Origin of the sequence: Prevotella brunnea (assembly GCF_008016795.1) — a bacterium.
GTDB classification, from domain to species: domain Bacteria; phylum Bacteroidota; class Bacteroidia; order Bacteroidales; family Bacteroidaceae; genus Prevotella; species Prevotella brunnea.
The window spans coordinates 45,772-64,814 of record NZ_SDIK01000010.1 but is presented as its reverse complement, the minus strand read 5'-3'; the positions used below and the strand labels follow the sequence as shown (position 1 = coordinate 64,814).

Sequence of the window (19,043 nt, the reverse complement as noted above, 5' to 3'; positions counted from 1 at the left end):
TAAGATTTAGGGGATAATCCTTAACGATTTGTGTTTTAATGTTTATCTTTGCAAAAGACAGAAATTGTTAGCGCAGATATATAAATAAAGAGCTATGGCAGAAAAGAGAAAGAAACACGGTCTTACGCATGCTTTGAGTTTCAAGGTGTTGTGTGGGTTGGTAGTCCTCTTCGTGTTGGGTGTGCTCTATAACTTTGTTGTCAAAGAAGAACCAAATATATCCAAGGAGGATAACGAGGTGGAGGAACAAAGAAAAGCCGCTCAGGATACACTTGATGTGGTGGGAGACTATCTGTGGCCGGGAATGAATATGCGGAAAACCGACTTACAGTCCGATGCGGATAAGGCTGACGAGGCACGAATGAGAGCTTCTTCAGAAACCTCTCGCAAACCATCAGGTGGCAAAGATGAGAACAGATCGCAAGACATTAAGATGCCGAAGATAAAACTGCCACCTGTGCCGGTACCGGCTGCCGATCAAGCAACGGAAGTGATAACGACCGGTCAGGCTAAGTCAGCGGCTAAGCAAAATTCGCCAAATCCCGGAGGACCTACCGTTGAGAAATTGGAAGCCCCACGAGTGGAAAGAATAGAATAGCGGATTGTCGGACGCATATCGAAATTTAGGAATAAAAACAGGAAAGGAGGCTGATATGAAAAAAATAGCTTTGTTATTGTTGAGTGTGGTTGTGCTTCTTAGCTGTGTAACTACCGTTTACGACTCTGCCGGAAACCCCATGTCAAAGGAACAATTGCAAAAAATGAAGTCGATGGCGGTGAGCAAACATTTGCGAGACCGTCGCTATCGCATCTTTGTCGATAGAGTCTATCCTATGTGCGGTCCGTCTTTCGCGTTGATGGACACATGGGGCATTGAGGTAAGTGGCGATTCCATCGGGCTGTTTCTGCCTTATTTCGGCAGGATTTATCAAGTTCCTTTCGACCGGAGAATGGGTTTGCATTTCATCGCTCCGCTGGAAACATATCAAGAAGAAATAACAAAAAAAGGCGTAAGAATTAAAATGCAGACCGGTTCCGGCATCGAACACTGCACCATTACCATGGAAGTTTATGCAAATGGTCAGACCGATTTGCAAGTAAATTCCTCCAACAGAGAGCTCATTCGATATCTCGGCGAAATGCAGTTGAATGACGCGATTCGAATGAAGACAGAGTAAATGTACCTTAAGATGAGAAAAATAAAATTATTGTTCCTGTCCCTGTTGGTAAGCATCTTGGCTTTCCCACAAGCGACAGGAACTATTGCTTCCGGCAATGCCGTAGCTTATCAATCAGAGAGACATCTGTTCCGGAACGGCAATCAACTTTCCTTAATAGCGTTGGACACAGAATGGCCGAAAGTGGTGGATTATTCAAAGGTTGAGGAACTACAGCGTTATCTCACATCGTTCCTTTTTGGGAACGAAGCGACATCATTTTCATCGGGTTGGCAGACTTTGACTCAAGCAAGCGGAGAGGAAATCCATGACATGCCGGTTGAGGATGACTTGGAAATTCATAATAAAGACATTCGCTTAAAAATACTTGATTACAGAATTGGCAAGTATATTTCTTTCCAAGCATGGACGCAAGAAAGAAACGCCACAGCCGTTACTTCCACCAAATCGCGGTATTTCACTTTCGACCTCATCAATAAAAAAATATTGGAGCAAGAAGACGTTTTCAATAAGTACCGCACTTGGAATGATGTGGATTGGCGATATGTATTTGAAGAAGCCTTAAAGCAATACATGGTGATTGACCCGATGGAAACCGGAGAGTTATGGCTCGATGCCGTTCCTAATGAGTTTTATCTGAAAAACGATGCACTTTATCTCACCATTCAAGGTTCAACCGAGCGATACAGCTATTCCGTACTTACGATGGAGATGCTTCAGCCCGTATTGACGAAGAAGTTTAAGAAGTGGTTGAACGCTGCACCGGAAATCCATGCGGACGCATCCTTAGATGATGAACACCTGCTTGGACCAAATGACGGAATAGAGCCGAAGCCCGACTCTTTGGCTTCCTTTCCCGGAGGAAACAAACGAATGACAGGCTTCTTGGCTGACAATCTCGCTTATACGTCTGAAGAAGGGGAAGTGTTGCCCGATCGTGTCATAGTGAGTTTTATTGTCGATGAGAAAGGAAACCTTTCCGATTTTACAATTCTCTCCCCTGTTTACGCAAAGATAAATCATTGTTTGATTGCAACCTTGAGAGTAATGCCCAAGTGGAAACCTGCCATTCTTGACGGGAAAGCGGTTCGTTCGAGAGTGGTATATCCGTTTATGTTGAAATAAAACTTGAGGACAGCAAGTAATACGAAAACGCCGGGATTACTTTGCATCGGGATGAGAGGCGAAAGAATGACCGTTCCATTGGTTTCGGGCAAGAATTTTACAGGCACTTTCGGCATTTCTCGTTGAAGAAAGTCAGGTCTGTTTTCCAATAGCTTACCTTTTGCATTCCAAAAGCTAAGCTTTCGCAGGTCAAAAGCTAAGCTTTTGGAATGCAAAAGGTGAGCTTTTAAAACCGTTTCTGTATTACGCTCTTCCACAGTGAGTTATGCGCCCTTGTTTGGAGATGATTTTCTTGCGTCTTCTTCGTTGTTTTTTCGCGGAGAGAAAAGTTAATAACGCGTCCTGCTTGGATTGTAAACATTGGTCGTTGTCTGTCTTTGACCGGCATCCTCTCCGACTCTTTATTCTCATGGGATAGAGCAGTGTTTTGCAGACAAGAGCTCCAAATTTATTCCATCTTTTATATTCTTAACCTAAATAGACGGATAAAAAATCTTCATTTTTTTGTGCTTTACAAAATTCTTTATTATATTTGCAAGCAAATAAACCTAAATACGAAGAAACAAATATAAAAACCTACAAATATGGAAAGCAAAAGAACATGCCTTTATGACAAGCATGTAGCATTAGGGGCATTGATTTCACCTTTTGGTGGCTTTGATATGCCTATTCAGTATTCAAGTATTATCGATGAGCACAACGCTGTAAGACAGCATTGCGGAGTCTTCGATGTTTCCCACATGGGTGAGATTATCATCTCGGGAAACGAAGCAGAAAAGTATATCAATTATATTTTCACGAACGATGTGTCAGGATTGGCTGTGGGCAAAGTGCTCTATGGTATGTTCTGTATGCCTGATGGCGGAGTGGTGGATGACACTTGTATCTGCAAAATCGGTGAGAACCGTTTCATCATGACCGTCAATGCCGCCAATATCGAGAAAGACAGCCAATGGATTAAGAATAATTCCGAAGGCTTCGATGTGGACATTACTTTTGCCAGCGATGATTACGCGCTTCTCGCCATCCAAGGACCGGAAGCCGAGAAGATTATTGAGGGAAAGTTGGGCATACCATGCTCTGATTTGAAGTTCTATGAGGTGAAAACGCTCACTAAGGATGGTGAGGACATCATCATTTCGCGTACAGGCTATACAGGTGAGGACGGCTTTGAACTTTATGGTTCACCGAACTTCATCTGCAAGGTTTGGGATCAGCTTATGGATGCCGGCGTAACTCCTTGTGGGCTCGGCTGTCGCGATACACTTCGCTTTGAAGCCGGTATGCCACTTTACGGACATGAACTTTCCGAAACCATCACTCCGGTAATGGCAGGGCTGTCAATGTTCGTGAAGTTCGATAAAGAGAACTTTATCGGTAAGGAAGCTCTTTTGAAACAAAAAACCGAAGGACCGGCAAAACGCTTGCGCGGTATCTGGCTCGACGACAATGCCATTCCAAGAAACGGCTACAAGGTGTTCAAAGATGGCAAAGAGGTTGGAGAAATCACTACCGGTTATAAACTCATCTCCGTGGAAAAGAGCTGCGCAGTAGCCTTGTGCGATGCTGACGTTAAGTTGGATGATCGCGTGGAAGTACAAATCCGTAAGAAGTTCTTCCCCGCAACAGTGGGAAAGAAAAAATTTTACGACCCACATTATAAGAAATAATATTTTGATATGAAAGGAGGAGAAACATTGTCTTCCCCTCCTCTTAATAACGACAAACCAATAAAAAATAATAGAATAAAATGGCAAAAGTTATTGACGGACTCTTTTACGCAGAGTCTCACGAGTATGTAAAAGTTGAGGGCGATTGCGCTTATATCGGTATCACGGACTATGCACAGCATGCGCTGGGTAATGTAGTATATGTGGATATGCCTGATGCTGACGATGAATTTGAAAAGGAAGAGGGCTTTGGCGCAGTAGAGAGCGTAAAGGCGGCATCCGACCTCAACGCACCGGTATCTTGCAAAATCCTTGAGGTAAACGAGGCACTTGAAGACGAGCCGGAACTGCTCAATAAAGATCCATATACCAATTGGATTGTTAAAGTGGAGCTTACGGATAAAGCAGAATTGGATGATCTCATGAATGCAAAAGCTTACGAAGAGTTCTGCGCAAAATAGTTAATAAACAACACGATTCAGGGTTTATAGCTGTTTTCCCTTCTCAAAGTAATTTTGTGGAAGAAAGCAGCTATTTACTTTTATGAAAATCTAACCATACTTTAAAGACAGAGAGACATGAATTTCAAATTCTTTCCACATACAGAAGAAGAAACGCAGGAAATGCTAAAAAAGATTGGTGTGAAAAGCATCAACGACCTCTTTGCTAATATTCCTGAGGCTTTGCGCTTCAAGGGTGAATATGACCTGCCTGAAGCAAAGAGCGAACTGGAAATAAGAAAATTCTTCAATGAATTGGGTAACAAAAACAAGATGATGACTTGCTTCGCGGGAGCGGGGGCATACGACCATTACACGCCAAGCGTAATTCCAAGTATCATCGGACGTTCTGAATTCCTGACATCTTATACTCCTTATCAGGCTGAAATCTCGCAAGGTACGTTGCACTACATCTTCGAGTTCCAAAGCATGATTGCAGAATTGACAAACATGGATGTGGCGAACGCTTCCATGTACGATGGCTCTACGGCTACGGCTGAAGCCATGCTCTTGGCAAATGCGGCTTCAAGCAAGAAAAATACGGTGTTGTACTCTGAGACAATCGATCCGAAGATAGTTGATGTTCTCAAGACTTACGCTCATTTCCAGAACGTAAACCTTGTTTCTATCAAAAGCAACGAAGGAGTAACTTGCTCAAAAGATTTGCAGGAGAAGATGGCAGAAGGAGGAGTTGCAGGAGTCATTGTTCAGCAACCCAACTATTATGGGATAACAGAAGATTTCACGGGCTTCGCCGACATTTGCCATAAAGATAAGGCGTTGTTCATTGTAAATAGCGTAGCTGCCGACCTTGCCTTGTTGAAAACTCCCGGAGAATGGGGCGCGGACATTGCCGTAGGCGATGTTCAGAGCCTTGGCTTGCCATTGGCATTTGGCGGTCCTTACGCGGGTTATATGTGTACGACTCAAAAGTTGATGCGTAAGATGCCGGGACGCATCGTGGGACAGACAAAGGATACTCGGGGACAACGCGTTTTCGCCCTTACGTTGCAAGCTCGGGAACAACACATTCGTCGCCAGAAAGCCACATCGAATATATGCTCCAATCAGAGCTTGATGGCTCTCTTTGTTACCATCTATATGTCGCTCATGGGTAAAGAAGGAGTGAAAGAAGCTGCAAAAATTAGCTTTGACGGTGCTCACTATCTATGTGACAAGATGAAAGCTACCGGAAAGGCACAGCTGGTTTACAAACAACCATTCTTCAATGAATTCTTGGTTAAGATTGATAATCGCGATGCATTCTATGACAAGGCTATTGAGAAAGGAATGTTACCGGGCGTAAAAGTCGGGAAAGATCAACTTCTCATCGCAGTTACCGAAAAGCGTACAAAGGATGAAATAGAAGCACTCGTGGCTTTACTTTAAGCATCAAACCTTAATCAAAGTTTTAGTAAAACATTAAATTATTGAAGAAATGAACAATAGATTATACGGCAATTTGATATTTGAGCTTTCTCAACCCGGTCGAAAAGCTTACAGCCTACCTAAAAACGAATTTGGAAACTATGATGTACCGGACAACCTGAAGCGCGAGAAAGACGCTGAACTCCCCGAATGCGACGAACTAACGGTGGTCAGACATTACACAAACCACAGCGGCAACAACTTCGGCGTGGCGAATGGATTCTATCCTTTGGGCTCTTGCACGATGAAATACAACCCGGTTATCAATGAAGAAATGGCCGCTATGCCGGCATTCACGGAAATACACCCATTGCAACCGCTCTCTACGGTGCAGGGAGCTTTGGAGGTGGAATACAACCTTCAGCAGGCTCTGGCAAGCATCTCCGGTTTGTACGATTTCACACTCAACCCTTATGCGGGAGCGCACGGCGAATTGACGGGATTGATGATTATTAGTTCTTATCATCAGAGCCGTGGCGATAACAAACGTACCAAAGTAATCATTCCGGACTCCGCACACGGAACCAATCCGGCATCTGCTGCGGTGTGTGGACTTGAAATTGTGGAAGTGAAGAGCACATCTGAAGGACTTGTAGATGTAGAGGATCTGAAGCCTTTGCTTGGCGATGATATCGCGGGTATGATGATGACCAATCCAAATACATTGGGACTCTTTGAAAAAGAAATACCTGAAATCGCAAAGTTGGTACATGAGAATGGTGGCTTGATGTATTATGACGGTGCCAATCTTAACCCATTACTCGGTGTTGCTCGACCGGGTGATATGGGATTCGATGTAATGCACATCAATCTTCATAAGACTTTCTCAACTCCTCATGGAGGTGGCGGACCCGGCGATGGACCTGTCGGAGTGCGTAAAGACTTGGTTCCATTCTTGCCGAAGCCTCATGTCATCAAGACTGACAAAGGGTTTGATGTCGTTTTGCCGGAACATGGAAGCGACTTCACAACCGAAAATATTCATGTGGGTCCATATATGGGCAATTTCCTTACTATCTTGCGTGCTTATACCTATATCTTGACTTTGGGTAAGGAAAACATTAAGTGGGTAGGACCTTATGCCACCTTGAACGCGAACTACATTAAAGAGAGCTTGAAGGATGTCTATGAATTGCCAATCGCTCAAACTTGTATGCACGAGTTCGTATTCGATGGATTGAAAGATAAGAGCACGGGTGTAACCACCATGGATGTTGCCAAGCGTTTGCTTGACTATGGCTTCCACGCTCCGACCATCTACTTCCCACTTCTTTTCCATGAAGCAATGATGATTGAGCCAACGGAAAACGAGAGCAAGAAGACAATTGACGGTTTCATCAACGTGATGCGTGTCATCGCTAAAGAGGCGTTGGAAATGCCGAATGAAGTGAAGGAAGCACCGCACAACACTCCTATCGGACGCGTTGACGATGTGCTGGCGGCTAAAGAGCCAATCCTCAACTATCGTCAGGCTCTCAAGAAGTAATTTGTACCTATAAGACTAATCAATTATGGAAAAGACCGATTTAATAATCATTGGTGCGGGACCCGGTGGTTATCATACAGCCGTTCACGCGGCAAAAGAAGGACTCAAAGTAACCATCATCGAAAAGAAACATCCCGGTGGTACTTGCCTCAATGAAGGGTGTATCCCCACCAAGAGCTTTGCTCATGATGCCGATTTGTATCGTAATCCGCTGCTTTCATGTGTTGGTGGCGGACACGTGAACTTCGATCGCATTCAGCAACGTAAGACTGCGGTGATTAATCAACTTCGGGAAGGTGTAAAGGGGTTACTCTCCCAACCGGGAATTACTTACATAGAAGGTGAGGCAAAGTTTGTGGATAAGAAGGTGATAGAGGTGAATAATACGCAAATGACAGCCGATAACATTATCATCGCTACCGGCTCTCACGCTCGTATGTTACCGTTTATTCCCAATCTCGACTCTCCGGAAGGAGCCACACTGAAAGACAAGATTATGACTTCCACCGAGTTGTTAGACATAAGTCATGTTCCGAATTCGATGGCTATTATCGGGGCAGGCGTTATCGGGTTGGAACTTGCTTCAGCGTTTGAGACTTTCGGTAGTTCTGTTACCGTTATCGAATTCCTGAAAGAGTGTCTGCCAACTATGGACTCAGACATCGCGAAACGACTTCGCAAAAACATGGAGAAAAGAGGCATCTCTTTCAATCTTCAGAGCGGTGTAACAGCCATTGAGCCTACAGCCGATCAGAAACAGGTTGTCATCAGTTTCAATCAGAAAGGTCAGGATAAGCAGGTAACTGCAGATGTTGTGCTCATCGCTACCGGGCGAGCTGCCAACGTTGAAGGATTGGGATTGGAAACTGCGGGCATCAACTGCATCAAGCAAGGTATCGAAACCAATGAGAACTACGAGACGAATGTTCCCGGAGTTTATGCCATCGGTGATGTAAATGGAAAGCAGATGTTGGCTCATGCGGCAAGTTTCCAAGGTATGCGTGTCATCAATAAGATATTGAACAAGACCGACAAAATCCGTTTCGACATCATGCCGGCAGCCGTATTCACCTATCCGGAAGCCGGATCGGTGGGAATGTCGGAAGATGCTTGCAAGAAAGCCGGTATGAAGTGTACCGTAAAGAAAGGATTCTATCGCTCCAATGGAAAGGCGTTGGCAATGGAAGAGACGGAAGGTCTGCTGAAAGTTATCGCGGATGAGAATGGAAAGATTATCGGTTGCCATGTTTTTGGTGCACATTCTGCTGACATGACGCAAGAGGTGGCAGTGTTGATGAATCACGATGCCACTCTGAATGATCTTCGCGACATCATTCATATCCATCCAACTCTTGGAGAGATACTTTTAGATGCGATAAATTAAGTGAAAAATTTGGCACATAAAAAAAATGTGTTATCTTTGCATTTGAAAGGACAACGTATGAGTCGTATCGATTTGATCGGGATAGTCATCAAATAAATCAGAAAACCGAGATGACTTCTCTTGTTGATGGCGGGCCACATTAATCGTATTTCTACGGCTAAACCGCAAGGTCGGTGGATTACAAAGACAGAGAACTCTCTTATCATAGATACTCGGACTTTTCATCACATCATCGATACGACTTTTCAAACTTCTCTCTTTCGAGAGGCAAAAGGGTGGGGCATAAAACGAACCCCACCCTTCATTATTGAATAGGAATGGGTCTTTTATGACTCGAAACAAATAATTTTTAATTATGTTCTCAGGTATTGTGGAAGAAATGGCACAGGTAGTTGCCATTGACCGTTATCAGGAAAATATTGATTTTACCCTTAAGTGCTCGTTTACAAATGAGTTGAAAATCGATCAAAGCATCGCGCACAACGGCGTTTGCCTTACAGTTGTGCGGCTAAAGGATGATACTTACACCGTTACCGCGATGAAAGAAACACTCGAGAGGTCGAATCTCGGACTTCTGAAAGTAGGTGACAGGGTTAATGTGGAGCGGTCGATGCTGATGAATGGGCGACTCGACGGACACATTGTGCAAGGACATGTGGATGAAACCGCAAAATGTATCGACAAGCAAAATGCTGACGGCAGTACTTATTTCACGTTTGAATACAAGGCTGACAAGCAAATGGCGCGGCGTGGCTATTTTACGGTTGATAAAGGGTCGGTTACGGTGAACGGAGTCTCGCTGACGGTTTGTGAACCTACTGCGAACACCTTCAAAGTAGCAATCATTCCTTATACATTGGAAAACACCAATTTCGCGGATATTGAGTTGGGAACGATGGTTAATATCGAATTTGATATTCTCGGGAAATACATAGCACGGCTCAACAGTCTTGCGAAGTAACATAAAACAAACAATTGAAAACGAGTTGTTGGGAATAATTCCCTGACAACTCGTTTTCTTATGGTCAATCGGGCAGTAAATCTTCAGGCTTCTCTGCGAAAAATGTTGCCCCATGGCGTATAAGGAAGTCTTTATCACGAAACCCCCAAAGCACACTGGCACAGGGTAATCCACTATTCTTGGCAGTCATAATATCAACATCACTATCCCCTATATATACAGCACCGGATTTCGATGCGCCAAGTTGTCGCAATGCTTCAAGTACCGTGTCTGGAGCCGGTTTCTTTCTTATGTTTTCTCGTTCGCCTATTGCCACTTCTATTGTGTCTGCAAAGAAATGCTTCGCGAGATCTTTTGTGGCGGCATCAAACTTATTGCTGACTATGGCAAGTTTCTTTCCTCTTTTATTCAGTTCGCTCAGCAGTTCCGGTATGCCGTTGTAAGGTTGAGTTGTGTCCAAATTATGTTCAAGATAATGACTTCGAAACAAGCTGAGCACTTTCTCAAACATCGGGTTCTCCTTTCCATCGGGAACGGCTCTCTCCATGAGCTTTTTCACACCGTTGCCCACAAACATTCTAACCTCTTCTACCGAATGTTCCGGCATCTGACAGGTCCTTAATGCGTAATTTGTACTTGCTGCCAAGTCGTTAAGAGTTTCCAGCAAAGTTCCGTCCAAATCAAAAACATAGGTTTCAAAATCTCTCATTCTAATTGTATTTTTATCATCGTTAAGCCGGCATATTACTTGTAATGCAGGCAGACTGTCATTTCTTACGAGTGCAAATTTACAAAGTATATGATAAATAATGCCACCCTCAATATTAAAAATCAAAAAACGCAAATCTTTTTCGTCAATGTTCTAAAGGCGTTCGATACAAATTGCGTACCTTTGCACTCATTAAATCTATCAACATGGCAAAGTCGAAACGCAAAACCAAAAATCGCAAGTTGCTCAAGATTGTGAGTGGCGTTACATTCGTTCTTTTATTGGTTATCTACTTCTTGTTTTTCTCCTCTATGTCGAAGACGGGAGATAAGCAATATTTGCTCATTGACGAAAACGACAACATCGACTCCGTCTATAAAAAGCTTGAACCACTCTCCACCCGACATGGTTTGTGGACTTTTAAGCAGTTGGCAAAGTTCACATCCTATGGTGATCATGTGCGTACCGGACGCTATCTCATCGGTTCCTCCGGAGCATTGCAAACCTTCCGGCATCTCAGGAATGGAAGTCAGGCACCTGTTTCTCTGACTTTACAATCGGTAAGAACCAAGGAGGATTTGGCGAAAAACGTATGCGCGAAGCTCATGTTTACGAAAGGTGAATTCCTTGACAGTCTAAACTCATCCGACTTTTGCAAGAAATATGGTTATACGCCGAATACTGTTGTAGCCATGTTCATTCCGAATACCTACGAACTCTATTGGAACACAACGGTGGGAATGTTTCTTGAGAAGATGCAGGAGGAGAACAAGAAGTTTTGGTCGTTTGAACGAACACAGAAAGCCAACGTCATCGGTTTCAGCAAAGAGGAGGTAATGACACTTGCCAGCATTGTTGACGAAGAAACGGACAATGAAGGGGAAATGCCGAAGATAGCCGGAATGTATATCAACCGTCTGCGAGCAGATATGCCGTTGCAAGCTGACCCGACTGTAAAGTTCGCGCTTCAAAAATTTGAAGCCCATCGCATCTATCATAAATGGTTGAGTTATGACAGTCCGTACAATACCTATAAATATCACGGACTTCCTCCAGGTCCTATTCGCATTCCATCCGTGGCTGCCATTGATGCCGTATTGAACTTTGTGCATCACGACTATCTTTACATGTGTGCAAAAGAAGATTTCAGTGGTACGCATAACTTCGCGAAAACTTATCAAGAGCATCTCGATAATGCGCGGAAATATGCGAAAGCATTGACCGAAAGAGGAATAGAATAGGGAGAGTGTGGCGCAGGTTAAGCCCTGATGGAATGCAATAATGTCCTAAATATTCTTCATTCATCCACCCAAAGCTTAGCTTTCACTTTCCAAAAGCTTACCTTTTGCAGTGCAAAAGGTCATGAATTGGAATGCAAAAGCTAAGCTTTTAATTCATAATTAATATCATCCTGATTATCAGTAGATTACAAAGTATGTCCTCAATATGGTTTTTGTAATATAATTTCATGGTTCCGGGCAGGTCGAATGTTCGCTATCAAGCGTCTGCCATACACCACCTGAATACGAATTGGAGACATACGCCATATATGATGAGAGAGAAAACACGTCAAGTCTTATGAATTATGAGATGTTTCGTGAGTTTTCGAAAAAAATATTTAGGACACTATTGGATAGAATGGGATTTCTTGTCCGATGAAACTTCCCATGTGTTGGCAAGAAGCCATTTCTTGTTTCTTTGGCGTGCGGGCAAACACATGATTTGTCCTTGTTAAGGGGGGTAAAACGAAATGTGAGAAAACGAGATGAAGCGTAAATGCGTGATATACTTTGTAAATCAGATGGTTAGGTTGATAGATGATGATGTACGGCGACAAAACGAAATGTTACATCGGCTTTACATTTGCGTTACATTCGGGGGATGTTTGAACAGTGTTTGAAGGGATAATGTTACACGGAACACAAAAGAGGGCGATTTGAGGGCTTTTTCGAGCATAAAAGGATAGATATGGCACAGCGAGTTTGCAAGGGCACAGAGCGCAAAAAAGAGGGCTGAAATGGGGTACTATCATCTTCCTGACGTCGGGAAAATGATAACGGTAACCTAAAAAGACATGGGGGCGGAAGCCTCTTTTTTGTGAGTGGATTTTATTTTTATATGCTTAAAATATCGTATATAGTAATTATTTTGTATATTTACAGCCGAAAACAATACTTAAAGGATAGAAAAATGACAAAGGTTATACACGTGCATTTGATACAGGGGCGGAAGAACTATTACTTCGGCTCAATTCCGGCCATATACAGTGTTCTGACAGCAGATGAGATAGGGATAAAGCAGTGCTCTCTGGAGCGTGCCGGACTGAGCAAAGGCGGCGTTGTCTTGAATAAAAAGGCGTGTATTATGGCGGGTGAACTTATACGGTCAAAAGCGATAAAAAAGAGATAAGTTTGAACGGCTAAAACGCTGATAGAACAATAGTTGAACGGTTTCCGACTGGTATTTGAACAGTCGGAAACCGTTTTTATGTTTCAAGAGGTTGAATATAGGGTGATTTTATGAGTAAAAATGGCTTTGGGTTTACACTTGGGTTTGCGATAGGGTTTGCAGTGTAAAACGAAATGTGTCGATAGGGTTTGCATTTGGGTTTGCACTTTTTATATAGTTTTGCCCACATTACCCCCCCTAATAATGACGAGAAAAAACGGATTGACACCGATTTTTGCCGTTTGCCCCCCCCATCTATTCCACATTACAGGGGGTATAATACCAGTATTGGAACGCACGAATAATTAGGTAAATCTTGTATTTACAAGGCTTTCGGGGGGTGTTTAGCTAAGTCCTTCCATAAAAAGTGTGCGTGCGGTCTGTTTTAAGGGCATATCATGCTATTATAAGGGTGATTCGTCTATTGTTATTTGCTCATTTAGGTGCTGTCAATCTTTGATATGTTGTTTTGAAATCGAAATATTGGTATGTGCCATTTTTCTTTCCTTTTATTCCTTTATGTTGTGTGACTGTTTTATCAAAGAAATAATAGGCAGTATCTGTAATCTGTATTCCTCCTTCATTCCTTTTTATGACAACCGGTTTCATAACCATTGAAGTATCATAAGTGAAATGTAAACTTTCTGCTTGTAAAGAATCCTCAAGTTGGTGTGCTAATTTTATTTTACTTTGCACTTTGTCTAAATCGGTTTCTATATTAGCAATACCTGCCCACTGCTTTAAGAATTTAAGATCCTCGCTCACTTCCTTATTTATCTTGTCTATTTCATCTTTCAACTGCATCCCCTTCTCGGTTTCTTCAAATTTCAATTGTGCAGGTACCAAAGGACCGTATGAAACGATAGTTGCTTCTTCTCCAGCGTTGTTCATAAGCCTAAGACCTTTTTTTATAAAATCTACTGCTAAATCATCTTTTGTCTTTTGGCAAGATGTCAGTGTTGCAATAATAGCAAACAGGAAAAAGAGTTTTTTCATACTTGTATAATTAAAAGGATTTGCTATATCATGCAATTGATGCGCACAGAGGCTTTGACGAGTGCAAGGGCTGTAATTCGCCGAAAGTCTATATCGCGCGGTGCATGTGCGGGGTTCTCTGATCCGAGTGTGATAAATGGTTCACCTTTTTCGGACTTGCGGATATACTTTACCACAATGTAGTCGTCGCCGTCAATATCATACGAAAGGAGGTACATTTCGCCATACAGCAGGTTATTGATGTCGAGTGGCATCTGCTTATATAAAATGATGTCGCCAGATTTGAGAAGCGGATACATGGAATCTCCGACGATATGGATTGCGCCATCACATTTAGGCAGGTTGGGTATTTTTATTATGTCTATTATATTCTGCCGGTTATTATCGAAAAGAGCCCGTAGCCCTGCTGACGCCTCGAAGTCATACAGGTAGACAGCCTGTGTTTCCTCTTTCTTTTCTGTACTTCTGGGCTGATGTATTGGCTTTATCTCAATCTGTGGCTCCTCCGAATGCTTAGATTTTAGCATATCACCTTCGCCAGTAAGCAACCATTCGGCTGATATGTTAGGATATGAAGTTAAAATTTTAACCAGTACATCACCTCCAGGTTGACTATATAAGTTTTTGCCCTTAAAATTACTATCTGCCACGCCAGTGGCTTGATAAAAGTCTACCTTCTTGATACCGTTATATTCAAGAAAGGACAAAATTCTTTCTTTTATAGTGGAAATTTTATCCATTTTATTTTGTTGGTTGAGATTTTAACCTTATCTTTGCAACGTGTTAATGATATTAACAGCGCCCAAAGATACGAAAAACGGGTGTGATTTGCAAATTTTAATAATTAAAGAATATGAATGATAATCTTTTAGACAAAGTGAGTGTTGAAAAATTGGATGCGTTGCTTGATGCGCTGTGTGAGGTTATAAGTGATATGAGAGGAGCCGAGCCAGAAAAGGAAAAACGCTATCAGGACGAAACATACTCCACTTGCATGGTACTCAACAGTATGGTCTTCGACTCCTTAAAACGAAGAATCAACAAGCAGCAAGAGGGATAAGCCACAAGCGGGTAGCACGGACTGCCAGATCGCTCCTGCAGGGTTCGACTCCTTGTACCCTCACCATGAAGAAAATAATTCAAAAAGCAACAGTATGGAAAAAAAGATTTTTGTAAGCGAAAAAGCCAAGGCGCACCTCAGGAAGGTGTTTAAGTGTACAAACCCGATGGTCTGGAAGGCACTGAACTTCAAAAGCGACAGTGAACTGGCGAGAAAGATACGCTTCACGGCCCTGCAGCAGTTGGGTGGCGTAGCCAACTGGAAGCCTGAAGAGGTGGAAACGACGCATGAGGAAACGGAACGGACAATGACGCTGCATTTCGGTAAGCGGGTGCAGTTGGTGTATGATCGCAAGGACGGCAGCAGCCATGTGCTTGTGGACGGTTTAGAGCGTCGCTGCGAGCCGGGACTGGGCATTCCAGAGTTTATGGCGTTGAGTAACGAAGTAGAACAAATGGCAATGAGCCTGTAAACCAAGTGGGATGGAGTACTTCAACAAAATATTGTGCGTAACCTACGCGGAACTGACGGAAGGTTCGGAGGCAGTAATAAAGTCTTCCACTTTACTTTCCAATGTTTGGCGTGGTAATATCGCCAGCGTTCACCGTGGAGGTGGCGAGGGCGGTCAGGCACTCTACGCATGGAGTTCCCTCCCTCAGAAATACAAGGAACGGTTCATGGCAAAGTACGGCGATCCGGAAGAGAAGATGAAGGAAGCAATGACGAAAGACCGCATACGGCTTGACGGCGAGGCCCGGAAGTGGTATGAAGTGTTCACCTACGAGAAGAACGGTCAGGAGGAACATCTGACAGAGAAACTGATTGAGGAGTACACCATCAATGCCAGCGTGCTGAAGGAATTGCTGAAGATGATGTCGCAGCGCAGGGCTATCCGCCAGAGCCTGAACGGAAGTATGGCAGGGGCCTGGGAGGTTATCTATCAGAGTTCGGAGGCTATGCGTGAAGAGTACGGGCACACGCTGCCCCAGAACGCCGCGAGGCTGAAGGCGAAGATCAAAGCTTTCAAGGTCGGCGGTTATCCGAGCCTTATCAGCGGTAAGATAGGCAACAGAAACACGCAGAAGATTACCGACGAGTTTGGACGGTTGCTGATAGCGCTGAAGCGTTGCCGGGTGCCCGTCTATACCGACACGCAAATTTTTGAAGAAGCGAACAGGCGTGCGGAAGCCAACGGTTGGAAACCGCTGAAAAGTCTTAGCGGCATGAAACGGTGGCTGAACAGCGCGGCAATCATGCCGCTGTGGTATGACGCCGTATATGGCGAGCAGGCTGCAAGGCAGAAGTTCGGACGCAAGCACCGCACGGCATTGCCGACTAAGCGCGACGCTCTGTGGTACGGCGACGGCACGAAACTGAACCTGTATTACCGGGACGAGGACGGCAAGGTAAGGACTACGCAAGTGTATGTGGTGATAGATGCCATGAGTGAGGTGATGCTGGGCTGGCATATCAGCGAATTGGAGGACTACGAGGCGCAATACCATGCCTACCGCATGGCGATACAGACGGCCGGGCACAAGCCTTACGAGATAGTGCACGACAACCAGGGCGGGCACAAGAAACTGAACGCAGACGGACTATTCAAAAAGCTCTGCCATATACACAGGACCACACAGCCTTACAACGGCGAGTCGAAGACGATTGAGTCCGTATTCGGCAGGTTCCAGCAGCAGGTGCTGCACAAGGACTGGCGCTTCACCGGGCAGAACATCACCGCCAAGAAGATGAGCAGCCGCCCGAACCTTGAATTCGTCGAAGAAAACAAGGACAGCCTCTACACGCTTGCCGAACTGAAGGACGCATATACCCTTGCCACGAAGGAATGGAACGAGATGCGGCACCCTGCCTACGGCACGAGCCGGATAGAAGCCTATGAGGGCAACGTAAACGAGGAAACACAGGAAGTTACGGCACACGATATGGTGGACATGTTCTGGGTAACGGTGAAACGCATGAGTACCTTCACAGACCAGGGCATTACTGTAACCATCAAGGGCAAGAAGCGGCAGTACGAGGTGATGGGTGAACCTGGTGTTCCCGACCATGAGTGGCGCAGGCAGCACACATACGAGCGTTTCGTGGTGAAATACGACCCTTACGACTTCGGCAGTATACGGCTCTACAAGAAAGACGCTGACGGCAGTCTTCGATTTGAACGTGTGGCGGAGCCTTATTTGGTGGTACACCGTGCCATACAGGAGCAGACGGATGGCGAGGCCGCCTTCATTCGCCAGGAGCAGACTGCCAATACCGCAGACCGTATAGAGCGCACTGTGGCAGGACGGAAGATCGAGCAGGCTCACGGTGTACTGCCGGAGCAGCACGGCCTGCGCAGCCCGAAACCAAAGGGTATGACGGCCGCCGAGCGCAGGCAGATAGAGCGGCGCACGGGCATCTACAGCCAGCAGCCGGAGGAGTACAAACTGGGCAGGAAAACTAAGAAAGTGAGCCTTGAAGACTGGGCAGATACAGAGGCTGTCGTGGTGGATTTCAAACAGACGGCTGGAAAATTGTAAAAGTTAAACAGATTAAATGACAATATTATGAAACTGACAAGGAATGAGAAAGAACGGATACAGGAAGGGCTGCGGCAGTATGTGGCCAAGTTCCCAAGCCAGAACAAGGCAGCGCAGAGCCTGACGGGTACGAGCAGTGCCACGGTGAGCAGCGTGCTGCAGGGCAAGTGGGAGAACATCAGCGACGACATGTGGCGCAACCTCGGCACGCAACTGGGTACCGGTACAGGTGCAGACTGGCAGGTGGTGGAAACCAAAGCCTTTCAGGAGATGGTGTTCGCAATGCAGGATGCACAGACGGTGAAGAATGTAACATGGGTGGTAGGCGAAGCCGGATGTGGGAAGACCACCACGGCGAAACTCTACGCCACGGAGCACAGTGAAGTCTTTTATATTCTCTGCTCGGAGGACATGAAGAAGAGCGACTTCATTCGTGAGATTGCCCGGCGTATCGGGCAGAGGACCGAGGGCTACAGCGTGCGTGAATTGCTGGACCGCATCATCGATGACCTCATACAGATGGAGGCTCCGCTGCTGCTCTTCGACGAGGCGGACAAACTGCCGGAACGGGTGTTCCACTACTTCATTGACCTGTACAACCGGCTGGAGGACAAATGCGGTATGGTGTTCCTCTCAACGAGCTACATCAAGCGCCGCATGACTATGGGGCTTCGTTATAACAAGTGCGGCTACAACGAGATACACAGCCGTATCGGGCGCAAGTTCTTTGAACTGGAGCGGACAGATGCACACGATGTGCACGCCGTCTGCGTGGCCAACGGCGTAACGGATAAGGGCAGGATTTCGGAGGTGGTGAGAGACTCGGAAGCATACGAGTTCGACCTTCGCAGGGTAAAAAAAAGCATACACAGGGTGAAGCTGATGGTTATCCAAGCAGCAGTCAGGCAGCATTTGAACGGTGATAAAACAGTGAAATAATGAACAGGGCGATGAGTGTAACCGATATGTTAAGAATGAAGAAAGAGACCTACCCCTTTGATGGAGTATGGGCAGAAGCCTTCGGTGAGCCAGAGAAGAACGGAGTATGGTTTATCTGGGGGCGCAGCGGCAGTGGAAAGACGAGTTTTACGATGAAGTTATGCAAGGAACTGGCCAAGTTCGGCAAGGTCGCCTATGACAGCCTGGAGGAAGGCTTCTCGCTGACGATGAAGAACGCCCTCGTGAAAGCCGGCATGCAGGATGTGGCGAGACGGTTCGTACTGCTCTGTGAGGGCATGGAGGAACTGGACGCACGGCTGAGCAGGCGCAAGAGCCCCGATATTGTTGTGATAGACAGTTTCCAATACACACAGATGAGTTTCAAGGACTACCAGGACTTCAAAGGTCGACATAGGGACAAACTGCTCATCTTCATCAGCCAGGCTGACGGTAACAAGCCGGCCGGCCGCACGGCAGTGAGCGTGATGTATGATGCGACTCTGAAGATATGGGTGGAAGGTTACCGTGCCATCAGCAAAGGACGGTACTTCGGCAATAAGGGGTATTATACCATTTGGGAGGAACGGGCAAAAGCGTATTGGGGCGATGGCAATATGTAAAA

Annotated in this window: 19 protein-coding genes; 16 read left to right on the top strand and 3 right to left on the bottom strand. The window is 45.1% G+C overall.

Annotated elements, in window-relative coordinates:
* Positions 1 to 94: 94 nt before the first annotated feature.
* The 9 genes from ETF27_RS01455 (at position 95) to ETF27_RS01415 (ending at position 9,732) form a co-directional block, all read left to right on the top strand.
* Positions 95 to 598, top strand: coding sequence for a hypothetical protein (locus tag ETF27_RS01455; RefSeq protein WP_130828466.1), 504 nt, complete (start codon positions 95 to 97; stop codon positions 596 to 598).
* Positions 599 to 653: 55 nt separating this feature from the next.
* Positions 654 to 1,178 carry a DUF4251 domain-containing protein gene (locus ETF27_RS01450; RefSeq protein WP_130828467.1) on the top strand — a complete coding sequence of 175 codons (525 nt, stop codon included), beginning with the start codon at positions 654 to 656 and terminating at the stop codon, positions 1,176 to 1,178.
* A gap of 12 nt (positions 1,179 to 1,190) precedes the next feature.
* The gene (locus tag ETF27_RS01445; protein WP_130828468.1) at positions 1,191 to 2,303 is read left to right on the top strand and encodes an energy transducer TonB; all 1,113 of its coding nucleotides are present in this window, start codon (positions 1,191 to 1,193) and stop codon (positions 2,301 to 2,303) included.
* A 584-nt stretch (positions 2,304 to 2,887) separates the two neighbouring features.
* Positions 2,888 to 3,973, top strand: a complete 1,086-nt coding sequence (gene gcvT, locus ETF27_RS01440; RefSeq protein WP_130828469.1) for a glycine cleavage system aminomethyltransferase GcvT — start codon at positions 2,888 to 2,890, stop codon at positions 3,971 to 3,973.
* An 80-nt stretch (positions 3,974 to 4,053) separates the two neighbouring features.
* Positions 4,054 to 4,434 carry a glycine cleavage system protein GcvH gene (gene gcvH, locus ETF27_RS01435; RefSeq protein WP_130828470.1) on the top strand — a complete coding sequence of 127 codons (381 nt, stop codon included), beginning with the start codon at positions 4,054 to 4,056 and terminating at the stop codon, positions 4,432 to 4,434.
* 117 nt (positions 4,435 to 4,551) lie between these two features.
* Positions 4,552 to 5,862 (top strand): aminomethyl-transferring glycine dehydrogenase subunit GcvPA, encoded by a 1,311-nt coding sequence (gene gcvPA / locus ETF27_RS01430; protein WP_130828471.1) that lies wholly within the window; start codon positions 4,552 to 4,554, stop codon positions 5,860 to 5,862.
* A 49-nt stretch (positions 5,863 to 5,911) separates the two neighbouring features.
* Entirely contained in the window at positions 5,912 to 7,387 is a 1,476-nt protein-coding gene (gene gcvPB / locus ETF27_RS01425; RefSeq protein WP_130828472.1) for an aminomethyl-transferring glycine dehydrogenase subunit GcvPB, read from the top strand.
* Positions 7,388 to 7,412: 25 nt separating this feature from the next.
* A complete protein-coding gene (gene lpdA, locus ETF27_RS01420; protein ID WP_130828473.1) occupies positions 7,413 to 8,771 on the top strand; it encodes a dihydrolipoyl dehydrogenase in 1,359 nt (452 codons plus the stop codon).
* A 355-nt stretch (positions 8,772 to 9,126) separates the two neighbouring features.
* Complete coding sequence (locus ETF27_RS01415) at positions 9,127 to 9,732, top strand: riboflavin synthase (protein ID WP_130828474.1); 606 nt, start codon at positions 9,127 to 9,129, stop codon at positions 9,730 to 9,732.
* 64 nt (positions 9,733 to 9,796) lie between these two features.
* Here ETF27_RS01415 and ETF27_RS01410 read toward each other — a convergent pair whose 3' ends face one another.
* Positions 9,797 to 10,441, bottom strand: coding sequence for an HAD family hydrolase (locus tag ETF27_RS01410; protein ID WP_130828475.1), 645 nt, complete (start codon positions 10,439 to 10,441; stop codon positions 9,797 to 9,799).
* A 206-nt stretch (positions 10,442 to 10,647) separates the two neighbouring features.
* Here ETF27_RS01410 and mltG point away from each other — a divergent pair, with 206 nt between their 5' ends.
* Positions 10,648 to 11,682, top strand: coding sequence for an endolytic transglycosylase MltG (mltG, locus tag ETF27_RS01405; RefSeq protein WP_130828476.1), 1,035 nt, complete (start codon positions 10,648 to 10,650; stop codon positions 11,680 to 11,682).
* Positions 11,683 to 12,631: 949 nt separating this feature from the next.
* Positions 12,632 to 12,850 carry a hypothetical protein gene (locus ETF27_RS01400; RefSeq protein ID WP_007175477.1) on the top strand — a complete coding sequence of 73 codons (219 nt, stop codon included), beginning with the start codon at positions 12,632 to 12,634 and terminating at the stop codon, positions 12,848 to 12,850.
* 474 nt (positions 12,851 to 13,324) lie between these two features.
* Here the strand turns inward: ETF27_RS01400 and ETF27_RS01395 are convergent, their stop codons facing one another.
* Entirely contained in the window at positions 13,325 to 13,885 is a 561-nt protein-coding gene (locus ETF27_RS01395; protein WP_147785369.1) for a hypothetical protein, read from the bottom strand.
* Between the two features lie 23 nt (positions 13,886 to 13,908).
* Positions 13,909 to 14,412: a S24 family peptidase gene (locus tag ETF27_RS01390; protein ID WP_240048101.1), complete on the bottom strand. Its 504-nt coding sequence runs from the start codon at positions 14,410 to 14,412 to the stop codon at positions 13,909 to 13,911.
* A 326-nt stretch (positions 14,413 to 14,738) separates the two neighbouring features.
* Between ETF27_RS01390 and ETF27_RS01385 the strand changes: the two genes are divergently transcribed.
* From ETF27_RS01385 to ETF27_RS01365, 5 genes are all read left to right on the top strand, one after another.
* Positions 14,739 to 14,945: an S-adenosylmethionine synthetase gene (locus ETF27_RS01385; protein WP_147785367.1), complete on the top strand. Its 207-nt coding sequence runs from the start codon at positions 14,739 to 14,741 to the stop codon at positions 14,943 to 14,945.
* Positions 14,946 to 15,039: 94 nt separating this feature from the next.
* Positions 15,040 to 15,417: a hypothetical protein gene (locus ETF27_RS01380; RefSeq protein ID WP_147785366.1), complete on the top strand. Its 378-nt coding sequence runs from the start codon at positions 15,040 to 15,042 to the stop codon at positions 15,415 to 15,417.
* A gap of 10 nt (positions 15,418 to 15,427) precedes the next feature.
* Positions 15,428 to 17,482: a DDE-type integrase/transposase/recombinase gene (locus ETF27_RS01375; RefSeq protein ID WP_147785365.1), complete on the top strand. Its 2,055-nt coding sequence runs from the start codon at positions 15,428 to 15,430 to the stop codon at positions 17,480 to 17,482.
* Between the two features lie 27 nt (positions 17,483 to 17,509).
* Entirely contained in the window at positions 17,510 to 18,421 is a 912-nt protein-coding gene (locus tag ETF27_RS01370; RefSeq protein ID WP_147785364.1) for an AAA family ATPase, read from the top strand.
* Positions 18,421 to 19,041 carry an ATP-binding protein gene (locus ETF27_RS01365; RefSeq protein ID WP_147785363.1) on the top strand — a complete coding sequence of 207 codons (621 nt, stop codon included), beginning with the start codon at positions 18,421 to 18,423 and terminating at the stop codon, positions 19,039 to 19,041. The genes ETF27_RS01370 and ETF27_RS01365 overlap by 1 nt, the downstream gene beginning before the upstream one ends.
* Positions 19,042 to 19,043 lie beyond the last annotated feature (2 nt).

Bases quoted from the DNA above. Each gene is read 5' to 3' on its own strand.
- ETF27_RS01380 (WP_147785366.1), top strand. From the start codon at position 15,040: ATGGAAAAAAAGATTTTTGTAAGCGAAAAAGCCAAGGCGCACCTCAGG.
- gcvPB (WP_130828472.1), top strand. From the start codon at position 5,912: ATGAACAATAGATTATACGGCAATTTGATATTTGAGCTTTCTCAACCC.
- ETF27_RS01415 (WP_130828474.1), top strand. From the start codon at position 9,127: ATGTTCTCAGGTATTGTGGAAGAAATGGCACAGGTAGTTGCCATTGAC.
- gcvH (WP_130828470.1), top strand. From the start codon at position 4,054: ATGGCAAAAGTTATTGACGGACTCTTTTACGCAGAGTCTCACGAGTAT.
- ETF27_RS01395 (WP_147785369.1), bottom strand. From the start codon at position 13,885: ATGAAAAAACTCTTTTTCCTGTTTGCTATTATTGCAACACTGACATCT.
- ETF27_RS01370 (WP_147785364.1), top strand. From the start codon at position 17,510: ATGAAACTGACAAGGAATGAGAAAGAACGGATACAGGAAGGGCTGCGG.
- ETF27_RS01390 (WP_240048101.1), bottom strand. From the start codon at position 14,412: ATGCTAAAATCTAAGCATTCGGAGGAGCCACAGATTGAGATAAAGCCA.
- ETF27_RS01410 (WP_130828475.1), bottom strand. From the start codon at position 10,441: ATGAGAGATTTTGAAACCTATGTTTTTGATTTGGACGGAACTTTGCTG.
- lpdA (WP_130828473.1), top strand. From the start codon at position 7,413: ATGGAAAAGACCGATTTAATAATCATTGGTGCGGGACCCGGTGGTTAT.
- ETF27_RS01400 (WP_007175477.1), top strand. From the start codon at position 12,632: ATGACAAAGGTTATACACGTGCATTTGATACAGGGGCGGAAGAACTAT.
- ETF27_RS01455 (WP_130828466.1), top strand. From the start codon at position 95: ATGGCAGAAAAGAGAAAGAAACACGGTCTTACGCATGCTTTGAGTTTC.
- gcvT (WP_130828469.1), top strand. From the start codon at position 2,888: ATGGAAAGCAAAAGAACATGCCTTTATGACAAGCATGTAGCATTAGGG.
- mltG (WP_130828476.1), top strand. From the start codon at position 10,648: ATGGCAAAGTCGAAACGCAAAACCAAAAATCGCAAGTTGCTCAAGATT.
- ETF27_RS01445 (WP_130828468.1), top strand. From the start codon at position 1,191: ATGAGAAAAATAAAATTATTGTTCCTGTCCCTGTTGGTAAGCATCTTG.
- ETF27_RS01375 (WP_147785365.1), top strand. From the start codon at position 15,428: ATGGAGTACTTCAACAAAATATTGTGCGTAACCTACGCGGAACTGACG.
- ETF27_RS01450 (WP_130828467.1), top strand. From the start codon at position 654: ATGAAAAAAATAGCTTTGTTATTGTTGAGTGTGGTTGTGCTTCTTAGC.
- ETF27_RS01365 (WP_147785363.1), top strand. From the start codon at position 18,421: ATGAACAGGGCGATGAGTGTAACCGATATGTTAAGAATGAAGAAAGAG.
- ETF27_RS01385 (WP_147785367.1), top strand. From the start codon at position 14,739: ATGAATGATAATCTTTTAGACAAAGTGAGTGTTGAAAAATTGGATGCG.
- gcvPA (WP_130828471.1), top strand. From the start codon at position 4,552: ATGAATTTCAAATTCTTTCCACATACAGAAGAAGAAACGCAGGAAATG.